This window comes from Pseudomonas sp. P20 (genome assembly GCF_016463925.1).
Taxonomy (GTDB): domain Bacteria; phylum Pseudomonadota; class Gammaproteobacteria; order Pseudomonadales; family Pseudomonadaceae; genus Pseudomonas; species Pseudomonas aeruginosa.
In genome coordinates this window covers 11,883-21,360 of the sequence record NZ_JAEMVM010000010.1, presented here as the reverse complement: position 1 = coordinate 21,360, position 9,478 = coordinate 11,883, and the positions used below count along the sequence as shown (strand labels likewise).

7 protein-coding genes are annotated in these 9,478 nt (G+C 69.6%); all 7 read right to left on the bottom strand.

Features of this window, described 5'->3' with window-relative positions:
• Nucleotides 1-2: 2 nt before the first annotated feature.
• The 7 genes from JHD77_RS14590 to gspK all read right to left on the bottom strand — a co-directional run bounded on the left by JHD77_RS14590 (nt 3) and on the right by gspK (nt 9,475).
• Nucleotides 3-1,181 carry a substrate-binding domain-containing protein gene (locus JHD77_RS14590; RefSeq protein ID WP_023116094.1) on the bottom strand — a complete coding sequence of 393 codons (1,179 nt, stop codon included), beginning with the start codon at nt 1,179-1,181 and terminating at the stop codon, nt 3-5.
• A 512-nt stretch (nt 1,182-1,693) separates the two neighbouring features.
• Nucleotides 1,694-2,908, bottom strand: a complete 1,215-nt coding sequence (gene gspF / locus JHD77_RS14585) for a type II secretion system inner membrane protein GspF (protein WP_003112721.1) — start codon at nt 2,906-2,908, stop codon at nt 1,694-1,696.
• Entirely contained in the window at nt 2,908-4,317 is a 1,410-nt protein-coding gene (gspE, locus tag JHD77_RS14580) for a type II secretion system ATPase GspE (protein WP_199506530.1), read from the bottom strand. The genes gspF and gspE overlap by 1 nt, the downstream gene beginning before the upstream one ends.
• Nucleotides 4,314-6,725 carry a type II secretion system secretin GspD gene (gene gspD / locus JHD77_RS14575; RefSeq protein ID WP_191519327.1) on the bottom strand — a complete coding sequence of 804 codons (2,412 nt, stop codon included), beginning with the start codon at nt 6,723-6,725 and terminating at the stop codon, nt 4,314-4,316. The genes gspE and gspD overlap by 4 nt, the downstream gene beginning before the upstream one ends.
• On the bottom strand, nt 6,722-7,315 hold the full coding sequence (locus JHD77_RS14570; protein ID WP_023096963.1) for a type II secretion system protein M: 594 nt from the start codon (nt 7,313-7,315) through the stop codon (nt 6,722-6,724). Before JHD77_RS14570 ends, gspD begins: the two co-directional genes overlap by 4 nt.
• Nucleotides 7,302-8,513 (bottom strand): type II secretion system protein GspL, encoded by a 1,212-nt coding sequence (gene gspL, locus JHD77_RS14565; RefSeq protein WP_016852076.1) that lies wholly within the window; start codon nt 8,511-8,513, stop codon nt 7,302-7,304. Before gspL ends, JHD77_RS14570 begins: the two co-directional genes overlap by 14 nt.
• A complete protein-coding gene (gspK, locus tag JHD77_RS14560) occupies nt 8,510-9,475 on the bottom strand; it encodes a type II secretion system minor pseudopilin GspK (RefSeq protein ID WP_003106847.1) in 966 nt (321 codons plus the stop codon). Before gspK ends, gspL begins: the two co-directional genes overlap by 4 nt.
• Nucleotides 9,476-9,478: the final 3 nt, after the last annotated feature.

The window sequence follows — 9,478 nt, the reverse complement described above, 5'->3', positions numbered from 1 at the left end:
TCTTAGAGCGGACGGCCGATACCGTTGCAGACGTTGGAATGGCCGATGTACAGGTTGTTGGTGGAGGTCAGGAACGACTGGCGTACGGCAAGCTTCCAGGAAGCCGGCAGCGGCACGAAGCGATGGTTGGTGATCGCGGTGTCGTTGTTGACGCTGGCGCCGTAGTGACGGGTGAAGAAGTCGCGCACCTGCTGGGTCTGGGTAGCGTCGGCGTAGCACTGGCTGAAGATCAGGTTGGTGAAGCCGAGGATCGGATAGCCGGTGGTCGGATAAGGACGGACGCTCGGATCGGTCGCACTGGCAGTGGCGGCGAAGACCGGCACCCAGTTGTTCGGGTCTGAACGCTGTGCGGTGGTCGGCGGGGTAACGGCACCGATGGCTGCCGAGACGTTGGCCGGAGCCGGCGATACGCCGCGCACCTGGGCGACCTTGGTGGCGTCGTCGAGGCCGGCCAGCGTCGGCGCGGCGAAGTCCGGGCTCATATAGGTGATGCGGCCTTCGGCGGCGTTGAGCGTATTCATCACGGCCTGGCTGCCCTGGGCCGATATGGCGCCAGCCGGCAGGCCGCCGGAGAAGCTGTTACCGAAGCTGGTGGTGATGGCGAAGGTGCCACCTTCGAGGGCGCTGGAGCAAGAGGCGTTGAGGAAGCGGGTGAACAGTTCGGTAGTGCCGCTGCTCTCGGAACGGTAGACCACTGTGATGGCGCCGCTACGGCCCGATCCGGGAATCTGGCTCCAATCGGTCAGACGGCCGGAGAAGACACCGCAAAGGGTGTTCACGTCTGCGAAGTTGACGGCGTTGCTACCTGACTTGTTGAACGGCAGAGCGACCGAAGTAGCTACCGACGGCACTTGGATCAGCGGTCCCCAGGCGGAGCCATGGGCGCTCAGATAGGGGGTGGTTTCGCCGCTCGGGTTCAACTTGGAGTCGCTGCCGGCCCAGTGCACGTTCTTGTTGGTGGTGCCGGCGACGAACTTGGTGTAGTCGTTGTTCAGGAAGGCCGCCTTGCCGTTGCCACTGCCTACGCCGATGTAGGCGGCAAAGCCGGCGGTCAGGACGCCGGGCTCCTGGTACAGCTGTTGCGGCAGGGTGGCGCCACCGCCGTTGATGTCGGCCATGGCTTGGGCGGATACGAGGGCGGCCACGCTCAGCGAGGCAGCGATCAGAGAGCGCTTGAACATGAAGAATCTCCTTTCATCGTGGTGTTGGTACGTTGAGGAAGTCGTCTTGCATGAGGCGGCGCCGTGCTTGCCGGGCTTTGCATCCCTAGCCGGTCGAAGGGGCCGCTGGGGATAAAACTCGCAAGTTCCGGTGACAGATCGGGGAAAAAATCTCGGGAGCATCGAATTGTTTTCGCAGCCTTTCCTCGGGTGTTCGCAGGCTCTGCGCCGGGCCTTTTCGCGGGACCTGCGAGGTTCCGCGAGCGCCTCCCGGCGGCCGGCCCGCGACGGCCATGGCGCGCCCTCGGGGCAACCTCGCTGAAACATGCACCCGAGCCCTGGCGAGGGGCCACACGGGTTGATGACAGCGAGAGGAAGGCCGGCTTGCACAAGCCCACCCGTAGGGCGGATTACGCCAGCGGCGTTATCCGCCGATACCTCTCTTCGGAAGATTGCTGAGACGCCCCATCCCCACGGCGGATAGCCGCGAGCGGTTAATCGCCCAGCACGGGAAAGGCTTGTTCAGGCACGGACTACTGGACCAGTTGGTTCATCTCGATGATCGGCATCAGCACCGCCATCACGATGGTCAGCACCACCCCGCCCATGACCACGATCATCAGCGGCTCGAGCAACGCGGTCATGCCCATGGCGCGGCGCTCGATGTCGCGCGACAGGGTCTGCGCTGCGCGGTCGAGCATCGGCGGCAGCGCACCGGTCTTCTCGCCGCTGGCGATCAGGTGGGTGAGGATCGGCGGGAACACCTGCCGCGTGCGCAGCGCCGAGGCCAGCGAGACACCTTCGCGAACCTGCGCGGTGGCCTCCTCCACCGCCTGCGCGAGGCAGTCGTTGGCCAACGTCTGGCGCGCCGCATCGAGCGCGCGCAGCAGCGGTACGCCAGCGCTGCCGAGGATCGCCAGGGTGGAGGCGAAGCGCGCGGTATTCACCCCGAGCACGAAACGACCGAGCAGAGGCAGGCGCAGCACTCGCCGGTGCCAGCCGAGCCGCGCCTGCGGGTCGCGCAGGTACAAGCGCCAGCCCCAGTAAGCGCTACCGATGGCGCCGGCGCAGAGCCAGCCCCAGGCGCGCACGAAGTCGCTGGCCTGGAGCATCGCCCGGGTCAGCGCCGGCAGGTCCTGGCGCGCCTGGGAGAAGGCGCTGACCACCTGCGGCACCACGTAGCCGAGGAGGAAAATGACGATGCCGATGGAGACCACGCCGACCACCGCCGGGTAGATGAACGCGGTGAGGATCTTGCCGCGCAGGGCGTTGCGTTCCTCGATGTAGTCGGCCAGGCGCTCCATCACCTGGGCCAGGTCGCCGGACTCCTCGCCCGCAGCCACCAGCGCCCGGTAGATTTCCGGGAAGTCCCGCGGCCGTGCGGCAAGGGCGTCGGCCAGGCGCATGCCGCCGCGTACGTCGCTGCGCACGGCGCTCAGGGTCTGGGCGATGTGCTTGCGCTCGGCCTGGTCGAGGGTGGCGCTCAGCGCCGCCTCCAGCGGCAGGCTGGCGGCCAGCAGGCTGGCCAGCTGGCGGGTGGCCCAGGCCAGGTCGCCGTCGGACAGGCGCGGGGCGAACAGCGCGCCCGCCCCTTGCCCGGTCCCGCCGCCAGCCTGCTCGCGGACCTCCAGCGGGGTCAGGCCGCGGGCGCGCAGTTGGCCGAGGGCGCCACGCTGGCTGTCCGCCTCCAGGGTGCCGGTCTCGATCCGGCCCTGGGCGTCGGCGGCTTCGTAACGGAAGGTCTGCATCAGGCGTCCCGGGTCACGCGGAGGATTTCCTCCAGGGTGGTGGAGCCGCTGGCGATCCAGCGCTCGCCGTCCTCGCGCATGCTGCGCATGCCGGCCGCGCGGGCGGCTTCGCGGAGATCCTGCTCGGCGCGGCCCTGGTGGACCAGGCGGCGGATCTCGTCGTCGATCACGAACAGTTCGTGGATGCCGGTGCGCCCGCTGTAGCCGGTCTGGTTGCAAGCCGGGCAGCCGACCGCGCGCCAGCCGCCGTCCTCTTCGACCCGGCAATGCGTGCACAGGCGCCGCACCAGGCGCTGGGCGAGTACGCCAAGCATCGACGAGGCGAGCAGGAACGGCTCGACGCCCATGTCCACCAGCCGCGTCACTGCCGACACCGCGTCGTTGGTGTGCAGCGTGGCCAGCACCAGGTGCCCGGTGAGCGAAGCCTGCACGGCGATCTGCGCGGTCTCCAGGTCGCGGATCTCGCCGATCATGATGATGTCCGGGTCCTGCCGGAGGATCGCCCGCAGGGCTACGGCGAAGGTCATGTCGATGCGCGCGTTGACCTGGATCTGGCTGATCCCCGGCAGGTCGTACTCCACCGGGTCCTCGACGGTGAGGATGTTGCTGGTGCTGGCATCGAGCCGCGCCAGGGCGGCGTAGAGGGTGGTGGTCTTGCCGCTGCCGGTGGGCCCGGTGACCAGCACGATGCCGTGCGGCTGGCGGATCAGGTTGTCCAGCGGCGCCAGCACGCCGGGAGCCATGCCCAGGGTCTCCAGCCTCAGGCGTCCGGCCTGCTTGTCGAGCAGGCGCATCACCACCCGTTCGCCGTGGCCGGTGGGCACGGTGGAGACGCGAATGTCGATCGGCCGCCCGGCTACCCGCAAGGCGATGCGGCCGTCCTGGGGCAGGCGTTTCTCGGCGATATCCAGCTGCGCCATGATCTTGATCCGCGACACCAGCGCCGCGTGCAGCGCCTTGCGCGGCGCGACCACGTCGCGCAGGGCGCCGTCGACGCGGTAGCGCACCACCGAATGGGGCTCGAAGGGCTCGATGTGGATGTCGCTGGCCTCGTCGCGCGCGGCCTGGGTCAGCAGCGCGTTGATCATGCGGATCACTGGCGCGCCATCCTGGGTGTCGAGCAGGTCGGTGACCTCGGGGATATCGTCCATCAGGCGGTCGAGGTCGACCTCGCTCTCCGCCGCGCCGACCACCGCCGCGGCGCTGCCGGTATCGGAGTAGGCGCTGGCCAGCAGGGTGTCGAGTTCGTCGTCGCGGACGCTCTCCAGGCTGGCCAGCGCATGCCGCTGGCGCACCTCGCTGATCGCCCAGCCGGGCGTGCGCGGGCTGACCAGCAGGGTCGCGCCATGCTCGCCCGGCCGCAGCAAGGCGCGCTGCGCCTTGGCCCAGGCGTAGGGCAGCAGGCTCATAGCGGCGCCGCCTCGCCCAACGGTACCGCGCGCAGCGGCCGCGGGCTCGGGCGCAAGTCGTAGGCGGCCTGCGGGATGCCCTGCTGCGCCGGCGGCAGCACCGGAGCCTGCATGTCGCCGACGCTCCAGTCGTGGCGCGGCTGCACGCGCTGCTGGGCGCGGCGGATGAAGTCGTAGCGGTTGAGGGTGATGCTGCGGCCGGCGGCGGCGTCGCGGACGATGTAGGGACGCAGGAAGACCATCAGGTTGGTCTTGGTCCGCGAGCGCTTCTGGTAGCGGAACAGCGAGCCGACGCCGGGGAGGCTGGAGAGTCCGGGAACGCCGTCGGTGTTGTCCTGCACGTTGTCCTGCAACAGGCCGCCGAGGACCATGATCTGGCCGTCGTCGAGGAGGATGCTGGTATCGATCGCGCGCTTGTTGGTGACCACCCCGGCGGCGGTGCTGGCGCGCTCGTCGACGCTGCTGACCTCCTGGTAGACGTCGAGCTTGACCGTTCCTCCCTCGGAGATCTGCGGACGGATGTTCAGCTTCAGGCCGACGTCCTCGCGCTGGATGGTCTGGAACGGGTTGTTGCTGGTACCGCCGCCGTCGGTGACGTACTGGCCGCTGACGAAGGGTATGGTCTGGCCGACCATGATGCTCGCCGACTCGTTGTCCAGGGTCAGCAGGTTCGGGGTCGACAGGACGTTGGTGCCGCCGCGGCTCTTCAGCGCCCGGGCGAGCACCTTGAGGTCGAGGATCTTGCCGATCCCGGGGATGTCCACGGTGCCATCCACCAGGCCGATGTTGAGCCCCTTGGGCAACACGTCGATGGTGTTCTTGCCGGCCGTGTTCAGCGCCGACTGGCCGAAGTTGACCCCGCCGAACACGCCGTTGCCGCCGAGGTTGCCGGCCTGCCACTGGATGCCGAACTCGCTGGAGTCGTCTTCGCTGACCTCGACGATCAGGCTTTCGATCACCACCTGGGCGCGGCGCTGGTCGAGCAGGTCGATGACTTCGCGGAGGTTGCGGTACAACGGCTCGGGTGCGGAAATCAGCAGGGTGTTGGTGGTGGCGTCGGCCTGTACGGTGACCCCGCCGGCGGAGAACGCCGAGTTCTCCTCGCCCATCGCACCGGGTCCGGCGCCGCCCTGGCCGCTGCCCATCGCACCATAGGCGCCGCCGCTGCGGTTGCTGCCGCCCAACCCGCTGGAACCGCTGCCCGTGGTATTGCCGCTGCTCCCCAGGCCCTGGCTACCAGTACCGCTATTGCCGCCACCGAGCATGCCGCCGCCGCTCAGGCGCGCGCGCTGCTGGTCGCCCTCGTTGCCCTCGCCGCCGCTGTCGCCGGTGATCAGCCCGCGCAGGGCCTGGACCAGGCGGGTCGCCTGGGCGTTGCGCAAGTAGACCACATGGAGGTTGCCGGGATTGCTTTGCACGCTGTCCAGCTTGCCGATCAGGTCGCGCGCCAATTGCGTGCGCTCTGGGCTCGGCGAGCGGATCACGATGCTGTTGGAGCGTGGGTCGGCGAGCACCACGGTCTTCTGGCCCTGCTCGGCGCCGCCGCTGCCCTGGCTGTCGAGCAGTTCGGAGACGGTGCTGGCGATGTCCACCGCGATGCCGTTCTGGATCGGCACCACGTCGGTGTCGCTGGCGCTGGGGATGTCGATGCTGGCGATGATCCCGGCGACCCGGTCGAGGTTTTCCGCGTAGTCGGTGACCACCACGGTGTTGTTCCCCGGATAGGCATTGATCGGGTTGTTCTGCGCGACGATCGGGCGCAGTACCGGGATCAGGTTCACCGCGTTCTCGTAGCGCAGGCGGAAGGTCCGCGTGACCATGCCGTTGGCCGCCGGCCGGTCGGCGCCGTAGACCGGCCCGCCGAGCAGCTTGGCGTCGGCCTCCGGCACCACCTGGCTGACCCCGTCGACGTCGACCACGCTGAAGCCCTGCATGCGCAGGGCGCTGGTGAGCATGCGGTAGGCGGTGCGCGCCGGCACCTGGCCTTCGGAAACCAGGGTCAGCTTGCCCTTCACCCGCGGGTCGACCAGGAACTGCCGGCCGGTGGCGCGCGACAGCGCGCGCACCACCGCTTCCACCTCGGTATCGACGAAATTCAGGCTGACCGGCTGCTCGCCGAGTTCGGCCGCTGTCGCTGAGACCGGAGCCACGCCACCGGAGCGCGCCACGCCGCGTCCGGCACTCAGCGCGCGGCGGGCCTGCTCGGCCTGGGGCCGCTCGCGGACGTCGGCGCTGCGCAACGGCGCACCGGAGCGGACACTGCTCAGCGGCCGACCGACTTCCTCGTCGGCCGGGGGCACGCCGGGGACCTTCGGCGTCTCGCTACACGCCGCGACCAGTAGCGCGCCCAGCGCCACGCCCAGTACAGGCCAACGACGCCGGGCATGGTGGAAAGCTGATTGCCTCATGGGGAATCCTTGGGAGCGGAAGTCGACTGCAAATGGATCGAGGCGGACACCAGCCCGCCGGACAGCTCGTTCGAAGAGCCGGAGCGCTCCTCGGAAGGAGCGTCGAGACGCGTCACCTGCGCCTCGCTGACGCTCAGGCGCAACGCTGCCGGGCTGCGCGCCAGCCAGCGCAGCAAGGCCTCGCCGGACACGCTGGCGAAGTCCAGTTGCCATTGGCCCGGTTGCGGGGCGTCCAGTTGGAAACCGTCGAGTCCCTGATCGCGCAGGCTGCGACGGATCGCCTCGGCGTCCGCCGTACCGCTCAGGGTCGGACCGCGCAACGCCTCGACCTCACGCAACACGCCGTCCACCGCCACAGCCTGCGCACGCAGGCGCGGCAGTTCGGCTTGCCAATGCTCGATCCGCGCCAGCGGCGGATCGACGAACACTTGCCAGGTCAGCGCCAGGCATAGCGCCAGGCCACCGCCGGCGAGAATCTTGCGCTCGCGCGGCGCCAGTTGCCGCCAGTAGGCCTGCAATCGCAGCAGCAGGGGACTCCAGCGCTGCGCCGGAGTATTCAGCAGGCCCGCCAGGCGCTTATTCATCTTCATCGGCAGCCGCCTCGGCAGTGCCACTGTCTGCCGCGCCAGCGGCCGGCGCTGGCGGCGCTTCCATGGCGCGCACCTGCCAGCCCTTGTCGGAGGCATCGGCCTGCAACCCGTGCTTGCCCAACTCGCCCTGCCAGGCAGCGGCATCGCCGCCTGGCGGTCCCGGCAGCAGCTCCAGGTCCAGTTCGCCGGCGTGGTAGTCCAGTCGTTGCAAGCGCCCGGCGAGGAACGGCATCGCCTCGCCGGCGCCATGCAGCAGCGCGGCCAGTCCCGGTGCGGCATCGCCATCGGCCTTGCCGGCCAGATAGGCGTCGCGTCGCTCGCGAGCCTGGCGCAGCGGATCGAGCACCACCGGCAGTTCCGGGAAGGCCTGCTGCACGCGTTGACTGCTCTGCCGTTGCAAGGACTGGCCCTGCCCGGCCAGTTGCCCGGCGTACAGGTTCAGACCGGCGACCCACACCAGCAAGGCCAGGGCAGCGCAGAACAGGGGCATCTTCCAGGTGCCGTTGCCGGCGCTCGTCGCCGGCGCTTTCAGCGCCAATCCCCACGGACTGGCGGGCCCGCTCCAGCGCAGCGCTTCGTCCAGCGCCTCGGCCCGCTCCAGGGCTGCGGAGCGCCACGCCGGTCGCTCGCCCAGCCAGAACAGCCGCAACTCCTGCGGGACCTCAGCGAGGCCCTGCTCCGGCAAGGGATGGACCACAGCGTCGCTCAGCGAGCGGCGCAACAGCAGATGGCCGTCCCACTCGCCGGCCACCCAAGCGTCATCGCGCAACGGCAGGAGGAACGGCGCGGCCTGCACCTCCCGCACGTCGAGCCGCAGCCGCTGTACGGCCTGCTCCAGCGAGGCCAGCGCCGACGCCTCCAGCCACCCCAAGGTCAGGCGCCCGTCGGCGCCGCGCGGGCCGTGGGCCAGGCGTAGCTGCGCCGGATCGCCGAGGACCAGCGCCTCGGCCGCACAGTTCACCGCGGCGGCAAGCTTCGCCGCAGGCAGCGCCGGCAGTTCGAGACTGACCAGGCGGCAATCGCGCGGATGCAGGAACAGCGCCACCGGCAACCCCTGGCGCCGCCGCGCCAGTTCCGCGAGCGAGACCTCGATTCGTTCCTGCACCGCGCCGCGCGCATCCAGGCGCAAACAATGCAGCGGCGCCGCCTCGGCGAACTCGCTCAGCGGCGGCAGCAGGCAACGCCAGGCGGCCTTCATGAGCCCACCCTCATCCAGTTGACCGCCGTGCTTTCACCGGCCTTGCGCTGCACCAGGGCTTGCAGGCGCACCTCTTGCCGGTCGCGCCGAGCATAGGCGGTGAGCAGGAACCAGTCGCTGGTGATCCCGACCTTCACCGACTGCGCCTGCAATTGCGGCATGTTCAGGCGGTTGACGAAGTCGCCGCGATTGAGGAACCAGCGGCCCCGGTCGCGCTCGCCGAGCACCCGCCGCGCCTGGTCCAGCCCGAGGCCGGGGACACAGGCGGCGAGCACTTCGGCGCGCGCGGTGTTGCCGTTGATCCAGGTGGTTTCGGGCAGGATGGTGACGTAGGGTCGCAGGCGTTCCAGGGTCGCCGGCGGAATGCCCAGCCGCGCCAGGTCGTCGAGACGCCTGAGCGCCGGCATGCGCGCCGGAAGCGCACGCAACACGGCGCCCGGCGAAGTCTCGCGGCCGCTGTCGAAGCCTGCGGGTTGCGTCTCGGCCGGCGGCGCTTCGGCGGGCAGCCGTGCATAGGAATCGAGTACCCGCTCGACGATCAGCCGCGTCTCCTTCGGGCGCACGCCGAGCAGACCGGCGAGGCGTTCGAAGTTCGCTCGCTCCTGGAGATCGGGGCGTTGGTCGACCAACAGGTTGCGCAGGTTGAACTTGCCCTGCTCGTCTTCCAGTTGGCCGTTGAACGGCAATTCGGCGCTGCTCAGACGCAAGCCACGCATCGGTTGCGCCCAGCGCTGGTCGAGGCGGGTCAGCGGGTCGCGGCGGCTGTCCTCGAGCAGCAACTGGCGGCTCCATTCCAGGCCGCCGCGCAGCATCCAGCCGGCCTGGATGCGTAGCTGCTCGCTTTCCAGGGCGCGGATGAATGCGCTCTGGCGGGCGATCAGGCCGGCGGCTATGACCGCGACCACGGTGACGATCAGCAGCGCGCTGATGATCGCCATGCCGCGCTGGCGATGACCGTTCATGGC

What these genes read in the sequence shown, in the direction of transcription:
- gspE (WP_199506530.1), bottom strand. Translation starts at nt 4,317, where the DNA reads ATGAGCCTGCTGCCCTACGCCTGGGCCAAGGCGCAGCGCGCCTTGCTG.
- gspF (WP_003112721.1), bottom strand. Translation starts at nt 2,908, where the DNA reads ATGCAGACCTTCCGTTACGAAGCCGCCGACGCCCAGGGCCGGATCGAG.
- JHD77_RS14570 (WP_023096963.1), bottom strand. Translation starts at nt 7,315, where the DNA reads ATGAAGATGAATAAGCGCCTGGCGGGCCTGCTGAATACTCCGGCGCAG.
- gspL (WP_016852076.1), bottom strand. Translation starts at nt 8,513, where the DNA reads ATGAAGGCCGCCTGGCGTTGCCTGCTGCCGCCGCTGAGCGAGTTCGCC.
- gspK (WP_003106847.1), bottom strand. Translation starts at nt 9,475, where the DNA reads ATGAACGGTCATCGCCAGCGCGGCATGGCGATCATCAGCGCGCTGCTG.
- gspD (WP_191519327.1), bottom strand. Translation starts at nt 6,725, where the DNA reads ATGAGGCAATCAGCTTTCCACCATGCCCGGCGTCGTTGGCCTGTACTG.
- JHD77_RS14590 (WP_023116094.1), bottom strand. Translation starts at nt 1,181, where the DNA reads ATGTTCAAGCGCTCTCTGATCGCTGCCTCGCTGAGCGTGGCCGCCCTC.